The following is a 23,402-nucleotide window of genomic DNA, read 5'->3' on the forward strand; positions in this document are numbered from 1 at the left end:
AATTATTATTACCTTATTATTTTTAGTTTTGCTCTCCTCTTGTGCCAAGAAGGAAGCTCGTCGTCCTGTGATGGTCAAAACAGATACTTTCCTCAAGGAATCGGCCAAAAAGAATAGAGCACTTTTGGAAGATCAGGAGGCAGTGATGGACTCTATTATTGCTAAGGATACGCTACATACTTATCTGAAGTCTGAGGATGGATTTAAGTATTATTATGTTGCTGAGAATAAGGAAGCTACTTACAAACCTGCTTTCGGAGATATAGTCGATTTCACCTACAGTCTTTCAGATATTTATGGAAAAGAGATCTATTCCAAGGAGGATACCAAGGTAATTACCTATTATGTGGATAAGCAAGAACTTTTTCAGGGACTTCGGCAAGCTATTAAGCTCTTGAAAGAGAATGAGGAAGCAGTTTTTTTCTTCCCTTCTGAAATTGCCTTTGGCTATCATGGAGATAAAGAAAAAATAGGTGTCAATAAGCCCATACGTGCTCAGGTGCATATTCTGAAGATAACCCCAGCTCCTCCACCACCACCTTCTACTTCTGAGTCTGTAGGGCTTATTAAGTGTGATTTTGAGTAAGAAGTATAATGAAAAAAGTGAATACCAATAAATATACAAAGGTAACACTCTCTTTGGAAAGGATTAATGATATCATTAAAGCATTTGTTTCTAATGGGCATCGTTTTCTTGTTCTGTATGATAGTGATCCAGATAAGAGGGATTATGTGCAGACCACTTTGGAGGATGATACTTTACAAGATCGTAGTCCTTATCTGATAGAAGCACGTGTATATCATATCAAAGATACTTTTACTCATTATCGTAAGATATATGCTAAGGTAGTGGATGTATTGCCTTTTTTTGAAGCTTTTTACCAGAATACTCCTTTATCTTATGAAAATTGGGAGGATGTGACTAAAGAATTTTTAGAAAATTAATTTGTTAGTGTAATTTCGTTCATTAAATATAGAATTTTATGAAAAAAGTCAAATTTTGGGCATTGTTATTGCCTTTGTTGTTTGTAGCTTGCAAATCAGCTAAATATCCAGATCTAAAGGATGGCTTGTATGCAGATATTCAAACCAATCACGGTGATATGCTCGTGGAACTTTTCTACAAAGCGACCCCTGGTACTGTAGCCAATTTTGTTTCTTTGGCCGAAGGTACTAATACTTATGTAGCGGATTCTCTTAAGGGAAAACGCTATTATGATGGCACCAAGTCACACCGTGTGATTAAGAACTTTATGCTACAAGCAGGAGATCGTACCGCAACAGGTGAGGGAAGCCCTGGCTATCAGTTTGCTGATGAGTTTGTAGATTCTCTTAAGTTCACTAAGAAGGGGCAGCTTGCTATGGCCAACTCTGGTCCTGCTACCAATGGCAGTCAATTCTTCATTACTGAAGTAGCTACCGACTGGCTTACTTTCCGCCACACTATCTTCGGACAAGTGGTTAAGGGAGAAGAGGTCATCAGTAAGATTACCGATGAACAAACCAGTAAGGAGGATAGCCGTCCTAAAAACCCTGTGATTATTAAAAAAATAGAAATTATCCGTGTAGGAAAGGACGCTCAGAAATGGGATGCACCTAAGGCATTTGATGCTTTTATGAAGGAACAAGATGCCTTAGCTAAAAAACGTGAAGAGGAAGCACAAGAAGCTACCAAGATAAGAATGGAGCAAGCACAGAGAAACCTCTCTTTGATCTCTGAACAAGAAAAACAAGCCAAAGCGCTCCCTTCTGGAATTAAGATACTTTCTCTTAATGAAGGGAAAGGAGTAAAACCTCAGGATGGACAAAAGGTATTAGTCAATTATGCCGGCTATATCCGTGATACAGGGATGCTTTTTGATTCTAATATTAAGGAAGTGGCTCAAGAGAATGGAGTATTTGATCCTCAGCGTGCTCAGGATCCTCAGTATGGATATATGCCTTACCCTTGGGAGTATAGCCAAAAAGTAAGTCTTATAGCTGGTTTCAAGGAAGCCTTACTTTCTATGAAAGTAGGGGACAAGCTACGTGTATTCATTCCTGCAGCCTTGGCCTATGGCGAACAAGGTATTCAGGGACTTATCCCTCCTAACTCTGATTTGGTATTCCAAATAGAAATAGTGGATATAGCTAAGTAATACTACTTATTTTTCTACCTATGAGGCTGTCTCTACTGGGACAGCCTCATAATTATATTTTATATTTTCTTCTTTTATGCCTCTTACTAACAAAAAGATACACAATCTATTACAGATTACCCTATTTTTCTATACACTACTGCTTACCTATATGCTCCTGCGCCCTGCCGATAGTCTTCCCAAGGATATTCATTGGTTTGAGGGGGCTGATAAGGTCGTGCATTTTGGTATCTTTGGTGTATTAGGATTTTTGTTTGAGGCCACTTATCCTCGACAGGATTTTTATAAATATCTGGCTATTTTACTCTTATATGCTATTTTCACAGAGATAGCCCAACAGCTTATGGACAATGGTCGAAGTGGAGATGTCATGGATTTATTGGCAGATACTTTAGGAATTATCATCGCTTATATTGTATTCCGGTATGTAGAGAAATGGCTGAAAAACAAGAAATAAAGATAACCTTTCTTTTTTCTTTCTTCTATACGGCAAATGTATATTTTATTTAAAATATATTTTTTGTCAAAAAAACAGCAGTTTCCAAAAGCTTTTTTTCTTGTATCTTTTCATTTTAGATAATTGTCAAATTCTTTTAAATGATATAGGATGAAAAATGAGAAAAAAAGATATTAAATTTTTATATTTTTTAAAAATCTGAATATCAGTATTTTGAAGAATACTTTTTCTTTTTTTGAGAGGTAAATATCATTGTTTTTGCATGTAGAAATAATAAATGTTGAAAACTTTTGATAAAAAAAAGTAAATATTTGTTGGTGATATTAAAAAATGACCTACCTTTGCGCCCAAACAGTTAATGATATAGTAAAATGACAAAAAGCGTAAAAAAATCAAAGAAGAGAATGAACATATTATTCTTTTTTCTTTCTTTGTTTACTCTTGGAGCCGTTCAGGGACAAACAACCATTATTAGTGGTGCTGTAGCAGAAACTCCGGTTGAGTTTGCCAATAAGGATTACCAGGCGGGCTCATTGGAGGTTTCTATCAATATGCCTTCTGGGAAAACTGCAGTAGATGTGGAAATTACACTCCCTCAAGGGTTTGAATATGTAACAGGTTCTGTGACTAAAAAGTCAGGAGCTCTTTCTATTACTCACGAGGCTTCTTCTCCATTGAACAAACCTGTTTTTAAGATTACTGGAACAGGTACCATTACTTTTTCTATTCAGAAAAAAGTAACCAAGGCTGCTTTGCAACAGTTGAAGAATCAGGGACAAGGGCTCAAGGATACTGTAAAAGCAACAGCAACGAGCTTGACAGATTCTAAAGAATCTAATGTTTATAGCTTGCCTATACCTATTATAACCCCTCAGCTTGCAGAGCCTGTACATAACAATGCTTCTGGTACTAGTGTTAAAAAATTTGTATTGCGTAATACTGGGGATGGGGCGACTAAGGAAATCTTCTTTATAGTAAAATATCCTACAGGGATTACAAGCAATGAAATAAGTTACAATGGTACTGTACTTACTCCTGCAGCTACTTTGCCTTCAGGAGATAAGGTGTATAAGGTTACAGCTTCTACAGTGGCAGGATTCAAAAAAAATGATTTTGCTGAGATTACTGAGAAATATACTGTAAGCTCTTGCGGTAATATGTCTATTGTCTATAAAGGATATTGGGGAGAGAATGCCTCTACACTTTATGAAAGTAATGAAGCAACAAGAGCTGTCAATGTAACCACTGGTACTCCTAAAATTGTATTGGATGAGGATAGTAATCACACTTATTTTGAATGGGGTGATGGGCTTTGTGGTAATAAATTAGGTACATTTACAGTTCAATATATCAATAGTGGTTCAGGAAATGCAACTGCTTATGATATACAAGTAAATATCACCCCTTATCTTGCAGGTAAGAAATTTAGAAATCACAAACCTGCTAATTTCCGTATTGTAGCTACTGATGGGACTGAAATACCTATCAGTTCAATGACCCCTAATGGTAACGAAATAGATGAAAGACAAGTGCCTTTAAAAGATTTAGCAGCTTTGTCTAATACTACTTTAGGAACTAAAGATATAGGACTTAAAGATATAGATAATGATGGTTTTAGAGATGACTTGCCTAAAGATGCTAAACTCAAGATACGCTTTGATATGGTTAAAAATCAAGGAGTAAAGTGTTTGCAAGAAGATGATAGAGCTTTTAGTGTCTCTCCTCATAGTAATATTCAGTATAAGGATGCTTGTGGTGCTGATAAAAAATCAGATGTACATGTAATTACTAATTATACTTTCAGACGTCTGATATTGTCAGTAGTAGATGCTGCCAAATTTCCTGTAGAGCTTCCCAAAGATACTCCAAGATTTGGGTATATCATCTTCGGAAATCATAGTTATATAACATTAGAAAGACTAAAAGGTCAATCATATACAAATAATGATAAGCGCTTTAAGTATGAAATAAAACTTCCTGCAGGAGTAAGTATGCAGAATGTTAAGTTTTATAAAGGGAACGATTATGGATCTGCTACAACTCCTCCTATAGATTTGCCTAATGTAACAGCAGGAGGAACTTTCTCTTATACAACTACAAATACAGAAAAAGGATATGTTACTTTTGATCTGCTTTTAACAAATCCTTGTGTCTCAGGCAATGTAGAAGTAGAATATAAGATTTCTCATTTGGATAAAAATGGTAATGGTTCTTATTGTGAAATACCATTACTATGTAACAAAAAACAGATTAATGCTATTTGTCCAGGGACTTGTAGTAATAATGGACCAAGAATGCTCAACACAAAAACTGAACGTGCTGAAAATTCTTATGGTTGGACAGATTACTTGATGACTACACGAGTAACACGTTCACAAGTTTCAGAGACTGAACGCCAGAGAGCATTATATCTCGATGATATAGAAGTAACTGCAGAAGGGCAACAAGGAAGTTTGCCTAGTGGCAATTTATACTATCATGCAGCTGTAATTAAAGAGGCTCAGCTTCTACCTAAAAAAATTGAAGTGAAAGTAGGTTCAAATCCAGCAGTAACACTTCAAGCCACAGATTCTGGGGTACTGACAAAAGTTTCAGATAGCCAAGGAAATTATTTCCGTTGGAATCTTTCTTCTGCCTTACCATCAGGAACAATTGCTGCTAATGAGAAATTTACGGTAATAGCTACCTATCAAGTAGATAATAGCAATACTGCCAATAATAGGGATAGGGTCAAAGATATACAATCAGCAGGAGAATCTTTCTTCTATATGCTCGCTAATCCCAATGATACTAATGTCAATGGCAAAGGATATCATACTAATGAATTGCATTGTGGGGCTAAACAAACACCTACTTTTTATATAGCAGAAACTTATACTCTTATAGGAACCAATGCTTATACTATAAAATCATGTAATATAATTCCTATAGGAAGTAATATAGCTTATTTGGCAAGACGTTTTAATACTTCTGGTAATTATTTTATGAACGAGTTTCGTCCTGCACGTCTTATAAAAACTGTGAAGTTTAGAATACCTTCTGCTTATAATATAGTAAGAGATGTAGAATATGAGTACAGAAGAAAATATATAAATTGGGCAGAGGGATCCAATAATGTGAAAATGTTGTTGAGTAACTTTACAGTTACAGATGATGGTACTTATAAAACCTATACATATGTGAACCCTTCTAAAGGAAGTCCAGGGTATTTGCACCCAGGAGAACTTTCAGTAGAAAATGGTTATGAAGCAACTATGAGAGCCTTTGTACAAGCTACTTGTGCTTCCAAACCATTCGTAACAGAAACTCAGGCGGGAACAGATAATCAATTAGTATTTGTAGATGTAGAATTTGAAGATTTCTATTATCATTATGCAGCTAATGGAGGTAATAAAATAGCTTCTGAATCTCATTATGAACCTATCAGATATTCAGATAAACCTGCTATCAACCTCGTTACACAAACTCCTGTAAATATTATAGCTAATAAAAAGGAGCAAACGCTTGATTTCAAGCTTACCAATACCAGTGTCTCTGATGCACCTTATGGTTGGGTATCAGTGCCTGATGTGGCAGGAATCACAGTGACAGGACTTCAAGAGATGGATGCTACAGGGACTAATGTCTTGAGAACGATAGCCCCAGAAGCTTCTCTTACAGGAGAAAAGATGTTCTTCCTAAACCAAGGAGGAGGTGATGGAGTGATTGCTAAGAATACTGAAAGACGTTTTCGTTTGAAATACAAGATAACCAACTGTACACAAGCAACCTTGAATTTTGACTTGTATGCAGGTTGGAACTGTAATAGTAATCCTACTCAAGGGTATACTAAGACGTGTAATGATAATAAACTTACCTATACAGTCAAGATTGCCAAGAGCTTAAAACAGATTCAGCCTGATCCTACTAACCCTGGAGAAAATCATCCTGATAAAATAGGTACTATTGAAATGTGTAAAAAGACAAAATACCAATACACAATCAATAGTGGTGACCAAGGGGATCTCTTCGATCTGAAGTTGATCATGATGAAGGGTAATGGTCTTACTTACTCCGATGTAGAGGTGGAATATCCTTTGAATAGTGGGCGAAAATATACAACAACTAGCTCTCCTAAAATTCATGCTACGGAGACTTCAGATAAATATATTTTTGATCTGACAGATATATTGCCTGGAGGTAGCTTGCCAGGGTCTATTACAGAAAACTCTGATGTGAATAAGCGTAATTTTAAGATTAGCTTCAATATACAACCAGGTTGTGACTTTACAGCAGGTTCAGCTTTTGATATAGATATAGAAGCCAATAACCTTTGCGGTACGCCAGCCGATGGGGATAAAACTAAGGTTATCATTGCAGGTATCCAAGGGGTAGATGCTAATAAGTATAAGGTAAACAACTCCTTGACTTTAGTAGGGGGTAATGCCAGTGCTTGTGCTGCCTCTCCTGCAGAGTATAAGGGCAGACATGTGATTATAGACCAAAGCACTCCTAAGAACTTTGTAACGGGGACTAATGGACGTGTAGTAGTGCGTATTCCTGCTGGATTCGAGTATGTAGCAGGTTCTTTTTCTGCGGGAGCTAAGAGTCAGACAACCTTCGCAGACCCTTCTTTGGCAGGAGGTACTAATCCTAAACCTGTAGCAGGGGGCGATACAGAACTGAGTATCCAGATCCCTTCTGGTATGCGTGATAATGATTTCTTTGAATATACTATTAAGGTAAAACAAAAGGCTAATACTCCTATACCTCAGTGTAGTACAGAAAAGAAAATTAAGTATTATACTACCGATTCGGTAACTGGAGTTGCTTGTCCTTCAGGTCCTTTGACTCCTTGTCCTGCTATTACGATAGAGACAACCGCTAACCGTGGGGAAGTGACCATACCTGTGGTGACGGCTGCACTCTCCATAGAGGATGTACAACTTTCTTCCCTTATCCAAAATAATAAGGAGAAGGTGACTGTTTCCTATAAAATAAAGAATGCTGCTACCTCTACCCTTACTTATACAGGAGATGTGAAGGTAGGACTCTTTAATGATACAGACAATAATCATTTGATTGATGAAGCTACTGATGAGAAATTGACTGATTTTACAGATACAATTACATCATTAGCTCCAGGAGCTTCACAAACAGTTACTCATACAATTGAGCTTACTCAGGATAAGCTATGTCGCTTGCTCCTTTCTATCAGAAGTAGCCAAAACCCTTGTTTGTGTAGCGATGCTGTGGTAGTAGTCTCTGCTCCAACCTCTCTTACAGGCTTAGTACAAAATGCTACGGTATGTGAGGGAGAAGAGAAAGTGCTTACTTATAATACACAAGCACCTGCTTATGAGGGGTATACATGGACTGCGGTGACCACAGGAGCCTTGGCTCATTTGTCAGATGCCAATATTGCCGCACCTACCTTTAAGTATGTAGGTACTAAGCTTACAGCAGAACAAGAGTTTACCTACAAACTTACTATAAGACGTGCCAATGGTTGTGAGGCTTCTCAAGAGGTGAAGATTAAGGTAACTCCTGCTACAGCAGCAGGCACAGCACAGCAATTGCTTTTCTGTGGGGCTGATACTGATAAAGTAAGCACTCTTGAGGCTAAGCTTAGAACGGCCTTGTCAGCACCTACCACTACGGTAATTAAGATATATGATTCCGCAACGGCTACTATGGCCAAAGCGGCTACAGATACTATTACTTTTGGTACTACTTATTATTATACACTTACACAAGCAGCTACTTGTGAGAGTCAGAAGGCTACAGTAGTGGCCAAGGGTATCAAGACTCCTACTGTTGCAGAGAAGACAGCAGCTACTTGTACTGATATAAGTGTAGCACAGATTACTAACTATGACAGTAGTTTAACCTATACATTTACGAAAAATGGAACAGCTCAAACAGGTGTTCAGATAGATACTGATGGTACTATCAAAAACTTACCTGTGGGAACTTATAAGGTAACAGCTAGTAGCACTTCTCCAAGTTGTAGCTCCTTGCCATCGCAGGAGTTCCAGATAAAAGATAAGTTGACTTCCGCTAAGCCCATTGTGACAGTAGCTCCTGCTACTTGTGCAGAGGGTAGCAAAGCGAAGATAACGAACTATACAGTAGGTTATACTTACTGGGAAGGAACAAGTCAGCTTACTGTGAATGCAAGTGGTGAGATTACAACACCTCTTACAGCAGGTAACCATACTATTGTAGCTAAGAACGGAACTTGTGAATCCTTAGCTTCAGATCCTTTCACAATGACGGATCAAAAAGCTACACCATCGTCTCCTACAGTAACCACAGTTACAGAGTGTCCTACTTTAGTAAGTACTCAGTTTGATATGGCTACTTTGGTAACAGCTTCTGCTGGTCATACGCTCAAGTGGTACGATGCTGCCAGTGGAGGAACAGCTTTGGCAGCTTCTCCGAAGGTAGAGCGCCAAGTAACTGCGAAAACAGTTACGACTAAGTATGTAAGCCAAGAGAAGGATGGCTGTGAGAGTGCTCGTGTAGCGGTAACCTATACAATAGATGATACTGTGGCTCCATCACTTACTGCGAATGATATAGTACTGGATTGTACAGCGGCCAACTTTGATACTTTGGTAACTACTTGGCTTACAACAACAGCTGCGACAGCTATAGATGCATGTACAACCCCAGTGGTAACGAACAACTATAGCAAGCCTGCATACTTGTGTGGAGCAGGGGAGATAGAGGTGACCTTTACGGCTAAGGATAGCTTTGGCAATCAAACACAGAAGAAAGCAAAAATCCGCTTTATTGTGGCCAAGGATGATGACTATACAGCAACTCCAGTGACACCAAGCGCTACAGAACAAGTAGTGAAAGATGGTAGTGGTACTCCATACAATGTATTGAGTAATGATAAGTTGTATGGTAATGGAGCTACTACAAGCAATGTAACGATAAGTGAGGTTACACCTAATGCGAATGTGAAGATAGATACTACAACTGGTCAGGTGAAAGTACAACCTAATACTCCAGCAGGTACTTATACAGTAACTTATCGTATTTGTGATAAGAATACTCCAACAGCTTGTTCTAATGTAGCGACAGTAACGGTGAAAGTTACTTCAAGCATAGATGCTGTTAATGATCCAGATCAGACGATACCTACAACAGGTGGAACAGTGGATATCTTAAGTAATGATAAGCTCAATGGCAATCCTGTTACTAAGGATCAGGTGAATATCTCTATTGATAGCAATGGAGGTCTTACAGGAGTAGCTATAGATTCTACAACAGGGAAATTAGTAGTTCCTAATGGTACTACTCCAGGCACTTATACAGTAACCTATAAGATTTGTGATAAGGTAAATCCAACGGTTTGTGATACAGCAACTGTTAAGATTACAGTACCTGCAATTACCCCAAGTATTATTGCTAATGATGATCCAGATCAGACGATACCTACAACAGGTGGAACAGTGGATATCTTGAGTAATGATAAGCTCAATGGCAATCCAGTTACTAAGGATCAGGTGAATATCTCTATTGATAGCGATGGAGGTCTTACAGGAGTAGCTATAGATCCTACAACAGGGAAATTAGTAGTTCCTAATGGTACTACTCCAGGCACTTATACAGTAACCTATAAGATTTGTGATAAGGCAAATCCAACGGTTTGTGATACAGCAACTGTTAAGATTACAGTACCTGCTACTCCAACTATCAAGGCAAATGATGATCCAGATACAAATATACCTCGTACAGGAGGAAGTATAGATATCTTAAGTAATGATAAGCTCAATGGAGGGCAAGCGACTAAGGATAATGTCCATATTACAATTGAAGATAATGGAGGACTTACCACAGTTATGATTGATCCTACTACGGGCAAGTTGGTTGTGCCGAACAACTCAACCCCAGGCACTTATACGGTAACCTATAAGATTTGTGACAAGGCAAATCCAATGGTTTGTGATACCGCTAAGGTGAAGATTATCATAGCCCCAGGAACAATTCATAATATAGAAGCGGTGGATGATGGAGTATGGGAAGTAGGTACTCAGGGCGAGTTCCTTACCCCAAGTGTTCTGAACAACGACCGTATAGGTAGCAAAACAGGCTTGAATGCTTCAGATGTACTTATCGAAAGGACACAAGGTCAGCCAGCACCGGATAGCCACTTGGTAATGAATGATGATGGTCGTATTACAGTAAAATCAGGAATAGCAATAGGTACTTATATCTATTACTATACGATTATCGACAGGGCAAATAATAACCAGACTTCGAGTGCGAAGGCGATTATCAAAGTGGTAAGCTTTGTAGCACAACAGGACGAATATAGTCTGACCAATACCAAGGATAGGGAGCAGAAGACTCCAAGTGTGATCACCAATGATGAGATGGATGGTAAGAAGCCACCGGTGATAGGTACGGATGTTACCTTGACTCCAGGAACTCCAAGTCACCCTAACTTGCATATGAATCCTGATGGAACGATAACCATTTCGCCTAATACACCGGATGGGGTTTATACCTATGATTATACGATATGTAGGGTAAGCAATCCAACAGATTGTAAGACAACCCAAGCGATTATCAACCTACATCCTTCATTGGTAGCCAATGACGATGATTATACTGCCCATCCTGTCAATGTGATACATGATGCAGCTGTGGTTGGCAATGTATTGGAGAATGATACACTGGGAGGAGCATCTATCACGGATCCTACTCAGGTGACCATTACTTTGGTGGATAACGGCGGTCTTGTAGGAGTATCCTTTGCACCTAATGGGGAAGTTACAGTACCACAAGGAGCCCCAGCGGGTACTTATAAGGTAAGGTATAACCTATGTATGTCACAACAATCCTCTGTATGTGATGATGCAGTAGTGACTATAGTGGTATCCAAGGAAGATCCTATCGAGATATACAATGGAATCTCTACCAATGGCGATGGTAAGAATGATGGCTTTAGGATAGAAGGTATTGAGAATTATCGAAAGAATACCTTGAAGATATTCAACCGATGGGGAGTTTTGGTATACCAGAAGGAAGGCTATACCAATGCGGATCCATTCACAGGTTATTCTAACGGACGCTCTACGATAGAGAGTGGTAAGAAGCTACCACAAGGTACTTACTACTATATCTTAGAGTACGAAAACAGCAATAACCAGACTCAGACTAAGAGTGGTTGGTTGTATCTCAAAAGAGACTAAAAACTAAATCAAAACTCAATAGAAGAGAGGTATTCCTAAGAAGGGGATGCCTCTCTTTTTTATTAAAAAAGAGCTTTTTTAGGATAAATAAATGTAAATTGTTAATAACTTTTAAGGGTGAAAAAAAGGTAGAAAATTGTGAGAGTGAAAAAAATGTAATACTTTTGCCACCGAATTATTCTATAAAAAACTAAAGAATGATAAGAGGACTTAAAAAAGCACAAAAAGGATTTTTCTTTTTGTGGATTCTTGTATTGTTTTTTTCCATAGGGAAGCTTCAGGCGCAGAGTTGCGATCCGAATATTCTCAAAGCTTTGGAGCAAACACGCATTACGACCTTTGAGCAAGTAACCCAAGGGGAAGTGGGCGAATTTGTTGTGCGCTATCCTTTGGCAGGCACAACCTATACCCTTACTGATCAGTCAGGGGCTGTGTATAGTAAAACCTATACAGGAACGCCACCAGAGATTACTTTACATATTTCTGTAGGGAATGTGACTACTCCACGTAGTTTTTCTCTCAAGGCTCAGAATGGTGCATGTTCTTATTCCACTGGATTTAACTATACTATTACTCCTCAGACAACTCCCGCTATATCCGTACGTGTGGAGCATGAGTGGTGTAATGATGCTGGGGGTATTTATTTTGAAATGATAGGAGCCAATACGAATGATTATGACTTCTATATGAAAAAAAGTACAGAGGCAAGCTATGATTTTTCGGCAATTAAGCGCTTGGCATATTCAGGGGCACAAACCTTGAAGGCTGGTACTTACGATCTCGTGGCTGTCCTTAAAACAGATCATAATCAAAAGATAGAACGCAGAAATATAAAAGTAGAAAAGCAGGTAGAACCTATTGTTTTCACGGCTCAATACATACCTTCTCTATGTCCTACAGTACTTCCTAAGGTAAAAGTAAATGTCACCAGCGGGAAATATCCTCTTTATTTCAGTCTTTATGACAAGACATTCCATCATGTTATAAAGCCAAAACAGACTTCTAATATTTTTACAGATGTACCCCCAGGTGAATATCGTGTATTGGTAGAAAACTTTTGTGCTGTAGGAGGTGGAGCGCAGACTCCTCAGCCTGTTGTGGTAGAAAATTATCTTTTTTCGCTGCAAGCAATACAACGTTTTTTCCCATTTGAACATTCTTGTAATTATGCTTCTTTTAGGGAAATTGAATTTACATCTGATAATATACAACATATATGGGAAATGGATGCTTTTCCTTATCCTTTTACCATAAAATTGAATTTTACTTCTCCTGCTTCTCGTACATATACAGTATCCAAAACTATTTCTAATCGTACAGATTTAGAAAATGCTTTTTATATATCCAATGGAGCAGGTAATAAAACACTTTATTGGAAAGAAAGTATTTATCAGAATATTCCATTAGAGTACGGAAATTGGACAATGCAGGCTCAGCTTATAGCTTGTGGTACTACAAAGACACTTCCTATAGTGACCAAGCCTCTCTTAGATCCTATGGAAAATGTAGTGACACAATTGAGTACTGAGGCTACTTGTAACCCCAATAAGATATTAGTGGGGATGAGAAACATTGGAGAAAGTAGAGATTATCCAGTATATATGGTGCTTGAAGAGTATCCTAATACTTTCAATCCTGATGCAGCAGGTTTTTATAAAATAGCTACTACCAATCCTAAGTTGGCTAATAAGTATGTTAAAAAATTCGACACCTTAGTAAATCACTACGAATTGGTACCTGCAGGCAACCTAAGAGCAGGAGACAAATTCCGTTTTAGAGCAGTTTCTGTAGATTGTAGCAAGGACAGACTCTTGGATGAACTTACTATTCCAACCTCTGCTATCTTAACTTCTGAAACCTATTTTTGGCAAACAGCCAGTTGTAAGTCTACTCCTACAGGAAGTAGATTCGCTAATATTATTATTGCTAACAAACAGTATACTAATAATATTAAAGAAGTCAAACTTACTGCTTTTAGTGGAGATAACACACTATTACCCGTTACCTTACCTTATATTTTTACTAATAGAAATACCTCAGGAATCCAACAGGAATGGCAAGTAAATGACATGCCTGTAGGCACCTATACATATCAGTATACCGATATATGTGGTAATACCTATACCGCTACAGGAGAACTTATTGAGGATAAGTATACAATCACTTGGGAAGAAGGGTGTACTCCCAAAGTGAAAGGAACCCTACAGTCCACTCCTAAGTATAGAACATTCTATCAGGTAGAACGCTTTAATGAAGCCACAGGACAATGGGTGACAGCTGCTTCTAATGGTAATCCTTTACCTATCTTAGGAAATCATGGCGCTTCTGAAGCAGTCGTAACGACCAACACCCAAGGGAAGTTTAGAGTAATTCGCAAAATAGTGAATGCAAATGGCTTAGCAGATTGTATTCAAGTCATTTCAGAAAAGGAATACAAAGGAAACTTACAACAACCTAAAATAGTAAATTTCCGTTGTGTAGGTAACAAATACCATGTAGCGCTTGTGCCTAAGGGAGGTACTCCTCCTTATATCTATACGTTGGTATCTCAACAAAAAACAGGAGAAACCAATCCAACGATTCTCAATAGACCTGGAGATGATGAAAACTTCTTCTTGGATATAGATGGAGCCGATACCAATACCCGTTATGTATTCAAAGTAACAGACGCATGTAATAGAGCTGAAACAGTTGACTGGATTGTCTCTAATTACCAACCTCTACAGATAGAAGCCGACAAGACTTCTTATTGTAATGGTCAGAAAGCAACACTCTCTGTTCCTTATTTAGGATCTAAGATTGTTGTCAAGTGGTATCGTGCAGATAATCCAACGGCGCTTTTGCATACAGGAACATCCTATACCATAAATAGCTTAACAAATGACGATTTTGATAACAAATACATTGTAAAATTAGAATCAACTCATTCCGCAAATGTAAACACTTGTATTTCAGCTAATCCTATCGAATACACCTTTGTACGTCCAGCAAATGTACCTGCTCCTGTAGCGATACAAAAACATGATATAGAAAAATGTATTTCAGCAGATCCTATTGACAATACATCCTATACTACAGTGTTTGATTTGAATGACTTATTTACAGATACTAACTCTAATCCTTTGTATATAAAGAAAATAGAGGATAAAAATGGAGTTATTCCAGTACCTGCTAATGGAAAAGTAAATATCAATACCAGCACCTTTGTAGGTAAGACAAATACTTTTGTATATTCTATATTGTCCTCTTGTGGAGAGGTGCTAACAAAAGTAGAAGCAACCTTGAAGGTGAAGAAGCCTTTATTACTTCAGGGGGTTGTAACAAATATCAATCTTTGTCAGCCAACAGCAACTTATCAGGATATAGAAAATTTAATGTTCAGTGCATATGGAAATGGCTATAACCAAATAAGAAATAGTGGAGCTACTTTCGCCTGGTATGAAACTCTTGCCAATGCAGAGGCTCAAACTAATAAAAAGATCAATACAGCTTCTATAGGAACGATTGCAGAAGGAAGTAGCAAGAACTTGTATCTGCGCCTTACAAAAGAGGGCTATTGTCCAAGTAGTGTGTATACTATCAAGGTAAATAAAGTAGCTACAGCCGCTCCTGCTGCTAAAACATTAGGAAATATTTGTGCCCTTACAGTAGGAGAGCTTAAGAGACTTATTGATTCCGCTAATCCTTCTCAGATAATAATAAAACAAGGGGGACAAGCCTTGGATGATCGTCATAATATCTTGAGCACTACAGGTATTACTTATAGTAAGCGATTGGGAGAATGTGAAACAGCCCAAGCTCCTGTGACTTTTACTCTTAGTGGTGGGCAGACACAAGCGCAGGCACAGGTTTTAATGATGTGTACTCTTGTGAATAATTATGGTTATTCATATGCTTTAGGATCAGAAGTTAAGAATGCTCTCAAAGCTATCTATCCTAATGCTATGGCTAATGGCATTAAGATCTATAATAGTACAGGAAGTGAATATACAGATACTGATTTTGTATTTACTTCTAACAGACATACTTTTACTGTCAAAGAAAATAATAAATGTGTTTCTCAGCCTTATAGTTTTTCTATTGTAGAAAAAGCAAAGGCATCAGCACCTTCTGCTACTGTTTCTCTCTGTGAGGATAGTACAATAGCGGATCTTAAGGCTAAGATCTCAGGAAATAATATCAAGATATACAAAGGAGATACTCCACAGGCTGATTCGGCTCCAATTGACTGGGATCAGATCACTGCATACCAATATACCTTAGAGGAAACTGGTAAGTGCCCAAGTAATAAGGCCGCTATTATCTTGAACAAGTCAGCCAATGCGACACCTGCTCCAGCTAAGACCGTTTCCTTCTGTTCCGTAAATCCTAAGGTAGCGGATCTACGTGCAGCTATAGGAGATAGCTCGGCTAAGATCTATCTGAAGGATGGCAATCGTTATGATGAGCAGCCCGATGCAGCAGCTCTTAATACGACTTTGACCTATTACTATACTATTCAGCATACAGGTAAGTGTATCAGTCCAAAAGCAGTTGTCTCTTTTGGGATAAGTGCAGCAACTCTAAAAGGCGATTACAATAAGATCACCACTTGCCCGACCACAGTAGCTCAGCTTAAGGCGGAGATAAAAGCAGGGGAGCCCGGACGCCGTACAGAAGAACTTAAGGTATACGAAGGTACTGCTGATCCACCTACTTCTGCACCTTTGGCCGACAATACCCCAATTACAGCAGAGCACTATAGCTATACCTATACCCAGACAGGAAGATGTGAATCTCCTATTCGTATTGCCGATATTATCAAGCCTGCAGTACCTACTCCGCAGCCTACCCAAACTATTTGTGGGGGAACTGCTACTGTGGCTGCCTTGCAGCCTCAGGGGACTACCATTCGTTGGTATAATGTAGTGACAGGAGGTTCTCCACTATCTACCACTACAGCTCTTGCCAATGGAGACTACTATGTAGCTCAAACCAATGCGGGAGGTGCTTGTGAAAGCTCAAGGGTAAAGGTGACAGTGACACTTGTTAATCTTGCAAAACCGACAATTACAGTAACAGCCGCTACTTGTACCTCACCAAGCAAGGCGAAGATAACCAATTACCAAACAGGGGCTACCTATTGGGAAGGAGCTATACAGCTCACAGTAAATGCAAGTGGAGAGATTACTACACCTCTTGCAGTAGGGACACATAGTATTATTGCTAAACAAGATACTTGTAGCTCCACAGCATCTGATAGCTTTACAATCGCTGCTCAAGTAGCAGCACCAGCTGCACCAACAGTAGTGGAGAAAACAGCTGCGAGCTGTACCGCTGTAAGTGTGGCTAAGGTAAGCAATTACGCAAATAATATTACCTATGCTATCACAAACAATGCAGGTACTTCAGTAACAGGAGCTTCAGTAGTAGCAGATGGAACTATCAATGGTCTTACCGCTGCGGGCACCTATAAGATAAAAGCGACTAAGAACGGCTGTGCTTCTTCAGAGGCGAGCTTTACAATCGCTGCTCAAGTAGCAGCACCTGCTGCACCAGCAGTAACCTCCCGTACAGAGTGTCCTACTTCGGTAAGTACGCAGTTTGACATGGCTACTTTGGTGACTCCAGCTACAGGTCATACCCTTAAGTGGTACGATGCAGCTACTGGAGGAACAGCCTTGGCTGCTTCTCCTAAGGTAGAGCGCCAAGTAATAGCGAAGGTGGTTACTACTAAGTATGTAAGCCAAGAAAAGGACGGCTGTGAGAGTGCACGTATAGCTGTAACTTATACAATAGATGATACTCAGGCACCAACACTTACTGTATCTGATATAGTATTAGACTGTTCAGCCGCCAATTTTGATACTTTGGTAGCTAATTGGCTTGCTACAGCAGCGGCTACAGATACTTGTACAACTCCTGTGATAACCAATAACTATACTAAGCCTACCGATGTATGTGGGGCAGGGGAGATCGTGGTGACCTTTACGGCTAAGGATAGCTTTGGCAATCAAACCCAGAAAACAGGTAAGATCCGCTTTATCGTAGCCAAAGATGATGACTATACCTCTACTCCTGTGACACCAAGTTCAAGTGTGCAAGTAGTGAAGGATGGTAGTGGTACTCCTTATATTATATTGACAAATGACAAACTTTATGGTAATGGAGCTACTACAAGCAATGTTACCATAAGTGAAGTAACTCCTAATGTGAATGTGAAGATTGATACCGCTACTGGTCAAGTGAAGGTACAACCGAACACTCCAGCGGGTACTTATACAGTAACCTACCGTATCTGTGATAAGAACATTTCTACAGCTTGCTCTAATATAGCGACTGTAAAGGTTAAAGTTACTTCTACTATTGATGCAGTGGATGATCCAGAGGTAAGTGTACCACGTACAGGCGGAACAGTATCAATCTTGACTAATGACACATTGAACGGTAACCCAGCTACCACAAGCAATGTAACGATAACCGTAACCAATGACGGTGGTCTTACTGGTCTTACTGTGGATGGTACAGGTAAGTTGGTAGTACCGAACAATACTACGCCAAATACTTATACTGTAACATATAAGATCTGTGACAAGGCCAATTCGAATGTATGTGATTCAGCAACCGCAAAGATCAAAGTTCCAGCCGTAATAGATGCAGTAGACGATCCAGAGGTAAGCGTACCACGTACAGGCGGAACAGTATCAATCTTGACCAATGACACATTGAACGGTAACCCAGCTACCACAAGCAATGTAACGATAACCGTAACCAATGACGACGGTCTTACCGGTCTTACTGTGGATGGTACAGGTAAGTTGGTAGTACCGAACAATACTACTCCAGGTACATATACTATTACGTATAAGATCTGTGACAAAGCCAATTCGAATGTATGTGATACAGCAACCGCTAAGATCAAAGTTCCATCCGTAATAGATGCAGTAGATGATCCAGAGGTAAGCGTACCACGTACAGGTGGAACAGTATCAATCTTGACCAATGACACATTGAACGGTAATCCAGCTACCACAAGCAATGTAACGATAACCGTAACCAATGACGGAGGTCTTACCGGTCTTACTGTGGATGGTACAGGTAAGTTGGTAGTACCGAACAATACTACGCCAAATACTTATACTGTAACATATAAGATCTGTGATAAGGCTAATTCGAATGTATGTGATTCAGCAACCGCTAAGATCAAAGTTCCATCCGTAATAGATGCAGTAGATGATCCAGAGGTAAGCGTACCACGTACAGGTGGAACAGTATCAATCTTGACCAATGACACATTGAACGGTAATCCAGCTACCACAAGCAATGTAACGATAACCGTAACCAATGACGGAGGTCTTACCGGTCTTACTGTGGATGGTACAGGTAAGTTGGTAGTACCGAACAATACTACGCCAAATACTTATACTGTAACATATAAGATCTGTGATAAGGCTAATTCGAATGTATGTGATTCAGCAACCGCTAAGATCAAAGTTCCATCCGTAATAGATGCAGTAGATGATCCAGAGGTAAGTGTACCACGTACAGGCGGAACAGTATCTATCTTGACCAATGACACATTGAACGGTAACCCAGCTACCACAAGCAATGTAACGATAACCGTAACCAATGACGGTGGTCTTACCGGTCTTACTGTGGATGGTACAGGTAAGTTGGTAGTACCGAACAATACTACTCCAGGTACATATACTATTACGTATAAGATCTGTGATAAGGCTAATTTGAATGTATGTGATTCAGCAACCGCTAAGATCAAAGTTCCATCCGTAATAGATGCAGTAGATGATCCAGAGGTAAGTGTACCACGTACAGGCGGAACAGTATCAATCTTGACCAATGACACATTGAACGGTAACCCAGCTACTACAAGCAATGTAACGATAACTGTAACCAATGACGGTGGTCTTACCGGTCTTACTGTGGATAGTACAGGTAAGTTGGTAGTACCGAACAATACTACCCCAGGTACATATACTATTACGTATAAGATCTGTGACAAGGCCAATTCGAATGTATGTGATTCAGCAACCGCTAAGATCAAAGTTCCATCCGTAATAGATGCAGTAGATGATCCAGAGGTAAGCGTACCACGTACAGGTGGAACAGTATCAATCTTGACTAATGACACATTGAACGGTAATCCAGCTACCACAAGCAATGTAACGATAACCGTAACCAATGACGGAGGTCTTACCGGTCTTACTGTGGATGGTACAGGTAAGTTGGTAGTACCGAACAATACTACCCCAGGTACATATACTATTACGTATAAGATCTGTGATAAATTAGATGCTAATGTATGTGATTCAGCAACCGCAAAGATCAAAGTTCCATCCGTAATAGATGCAGTGGATGATCCAGAGGTAAGCGTACCACGTACAGGTGGAACAGTATCAATCTTGACTAATGACACATTGAACGGTAACCCGGCTACCACAAACAATGTAACGATAACCGTAACCAATGACGGAGGTCTTACCGGTCTTACTGTGGATAGTACAGGTAAGTTGGTAGTACCGAACAATACTACCCCAGGTACATATACTATTACGTATAAGATCTGTGATAAATTAGATGCTAATGTATGTGATTCAGCAACCGCAAAGATCAAAGTTCCATCCGTAATAGATGCAGTAGATGATCCAGAGGTAAGCGTACCACGTACAGGTGGAACAGTATCAATCTTGACCAATGACACATTGAACGGTAATCCAGCTACCACAAGCAATGTAACGATAACCGTAACCAATGACGGAGGTCTTACCGGTCTTACTGTGGATGGTACAGGTAAGTTGGTAGTACCGAACAATACTACGCCAAATACTTATACTGTAACATATAAGATCTGTGATAAGGCTAATTCGAATGTATGTGATTCAGCAACCGCTAAGATCAAAGTTCCATCCGTAATAGATGCAGTAGATGATCCAGAGGTAAGTGTACCACGTACAGGCGGAACAGTATCTATCTTGACCAATGACACATTGAACGGTAACCCAGCTACCACAAGCAATGTAACGATAACCGTAACCAATGACGGTGGTCTTACCGGTCTTACTGTGGATGGTACAGGTAAGTTGGTAGTACCGAACAATACTACTCCAGGTACATATACTATTACGTATAAGATCTGTGATAAGGCTAATTTGAATGTATGTGATTCAGCAACCGCTAAGATCAAAGTTCCATCCGTAATAGATGCAGTAGATGATCCAGAGGTAAGTGTACCACGTACAGGCGGAACAGTATCTATCTTGACCAATGACACATTGAACGGTAACCCAGCTACCACAAGCAATGTAACGATAACCGTAACCAATGACGGTGGTCTTACCGGTCTTACTGTGGATGGTACAGGTAAGTTGGTAGTACCGAACAATACTACTCCAGGTACATATACTATTACGTATAAGATCTGTGATAAGGCTAATTCGAATGTATGTGATTCAGCAACCGCTAAGATCAAAGTTCCATCTGTAATAGATGCAGTGGATGATCCAGAGGTAAGCGTACCACGTACAGGCGGAACAGTATCAATCTTGACCAATGACACATTGAACGGTAACCCAGCTACTACAAGCAATGTAACGATAACTGTAACCAATGACGGTGGTCTTACCGGTCTTACTGTGGATAGTACAGGTAAGTTGGTAGTACCGAACAATACTACCCCAGGTACATATACTATTACATATAAGATCTGTGATAAAGCTAACTTAGGAGTTTGCGATACAGCAGTAGTGAAGATCAAAGTAACTGGCACTACTTCGACTATCGATGCGGTAGATGATGGTGAAAAGACCCTTCCACGTACAGGTGGTATAGTAGAGGTGTTGACCAATGATACGCTCAACAGTTCCCCTGCTACTAAGGATAATGTAACAGTAGCAATCGACAACAATGGTGGTCTTACCGGTCTTACAGTAAATGGAGATGGTAAGTTGGTAGTACCGAATAATACTACGCCAAATACTTATACTGTAACATATAAGATCTGTGATAAAGCTAACCTAGGAGTTTGCGATACAGCAGTAGTGAAGATTACTATAGTAACAGGCCCTGTTATTGATGCAGTAAATGATCCTGATGTGACTATGCCTCGTACAGGAGGTAATATAAACATCCTAAGCAATGATACGCTCAATGGTAACCCTGCTACTAAGGATAATGTAAGAATTACTATTGAAGACAATGATGGATTGACAGTCTTGATGATAGATCCAGATACAGGATTCTTAGTAGTACCTAATAACGCTCCTGTAGGTGTCTATATGGTAACTTATAAGATCTGTGCAAAGGCCAATGCAGGACTTTGTGATACCGCTAAGGTGAGAATTACGATAACAGGAGGGGCTCCTCGCTATATAGAGGCGATAGACGATGGTGTATGGGAAGTAGGTACACAAGGTGAGTTCCTTACCCCAAGTATCTTGGATAATGACCGCTTAGGTAGCAAGGTAGGTCTGGTATCCTCTGATGTACTTATTGAGAGAACACAAGGACAACCAGCTCCTGACAATCACTTGGTGATGAATGATGACGGACGTATTACTGTTAGAAGAGGAATAGCAATAGGTACCTATATCTATTACTATACAATTATAGATAGAGCTAATAGTAATCAGACTTCCAGTGCGAAGGCTATTATCAAAGTAGTGAACTTTGTGGCTCAACAGGATGAGTTCGAGATCACCAATACCAAAAATACACCTAAGAATACTCCAAGTGTTATCACTAATGATGAGATAGATGGTAGAAAATCACCGGTTATTGGTACGGATGTTACCTTGACCCCAGGCACTCCAAGTCATCCTAACTTGCAGATGAATCCTGATGGTACAATAACCATAGCTCCTAATACTCCTGATGGTACTTATACCTATGAGTATACTATCTGTAGAGTAAGTGCCCCTGGTGATTGTAAGACAGCTAAAGCAATTATTGAGCTCCATCCAGCACTTGAGGCTAATGATGATGACTACTCAGCGCATCCTGTCAATCCAGCACAACAGCCTATAGTAGTGGGCAATGTGTTAGACAATGATACTCTTGCAGGAGCTAAGATAACCGATCCTACCAAGGTAGCTATTACTTTGATAGATAATGACGGTCTTAGTGGAGTAAGTTTTGCTCCTAACGGCGAGATTACAGTACCTCAGGGAGCTAACGAAGGTACCTATAGAGTAAGGTATAACCTATGTATGGCTCAACAGCTATCTGTATGTGATGATGCAGTGGTAACCATAGTAATAACCAAGGACAAACCGCTAACCATATATAATGGAGTTTCTTCCAATAGTGATGGTAAGAATGACGGCTTCACAATAGAAGGTATTGAGGCTTATCCTAAGAATACCTTAAAGATATTCAACCGTTGGGGAGTCTTGGTATATGAAAAAGAAGGTTATACCAACGCAGAACCATTTGATGGATATTCTAATGGACGCTCTACAGTAGAGCAAGGTAAGCGACTCCCACAAGGTACTTACTATTATATCTTAGATTACCAAGATAGTGTAGGTCAAACTCATAACTACAGTGGCTGGCTATACCTTAAGAAGGAATAATAACATAAAATGATTTAAAAAAAGAAGAGGTATCCCTCCCGTGGGATAC

Annotated in this window: 6 protein-coding genes (1 of these 6 only partly in view); all 6 read left to right on the forward strand. The window is 39.4% G+C overall.

Annotation, left to right across the window (positions count from 1 at the left end; translation table 11 throughout):
• On the forward strand, positions 1-586 hold the 3' portion of the coding sequence (gene gldI / locus CGC50_RS11365; RefSeq protein ID WP_095910905.1) for a gliding motility-associated peptidyl-prolyl isomerase GldI. It extends 5 nt beyond the left edge of the window; only the last 586 of its 591 coding nucleotides appear in the window; the start codon falls outside the window, past its left edge; it ends in the stop codon at positions 584-586.
• A gap of 8 nt (positions 587-594) precedes the next feature.
• Complete coding sequence (locus CGC50_RS11370) at positions 595-945, forward strand: hypothetical protein (RefSeq protein ID WP_095910906.1); 351 nt, start codon at positions 595-597, stop codon at positions 943-945.
• A gap of 38 nt (positions 946-983) precedes the next feature.
• Positions 984-2,138 carry a peptidylprolyl isomerase gene (locus CGC50_RS11375; RefSeq protein WP_002667121.1) on the forward strand — a complete coding sequence of 385 codons (1,155 nt, stop codon included), beginning with the start codon at positions 984-986 and terminating at the stop codon, positions 2,136-2,138.
• A 76-nt stretch (positions 2,139-2,214) separates the two neighbouring features.
• A complete protein-coding gene (locus CGC50_RS11380) occupies positions 2,215-2,595 on the forward strand; it encodes a VanZ family protein (RefSeq protein WP_095910907.1) in 381 nt (126 codons plus the stop codon).
• Positions 2,596-2,999: 404 nt separating this feature from the next.
• A complete protein-coding gene (locus CGC50_RS11385) occupies positions 3,000-11,786 on the forward strand; it encodes a T9SS type B sorting domain-containing protein (protein ID WP_157909458.1) in 8,787 nt (2,928 codons plus the stop codon).
• 197 nt (positions 11,787-11,983) lie between these two features.
• Positions 11,984-23,353, forward strand: coding sequence for a T9SS type B sorting domain-containing protein (locus CGC50_RS11390; RefSeq protein WP_095910909.1), 11,370 nt, complete (start codon positions 11,984-11,986; stop codon positions 23,351-23,353).
• The last annotated feature ends 49 nt before the right edge of the window (positions 23,354-23,402 follow it).

The organism is Capnocytophaga gingivalis (genome assembly GCF_002302415.1).
Taxonomy (GTDB): Bacteria; Bacteroidota; Bacteroidia; order Flavobacteriales; family Flavobacteriaceae; genus Capnocytophaga; species Capnocytophaga gingivalis.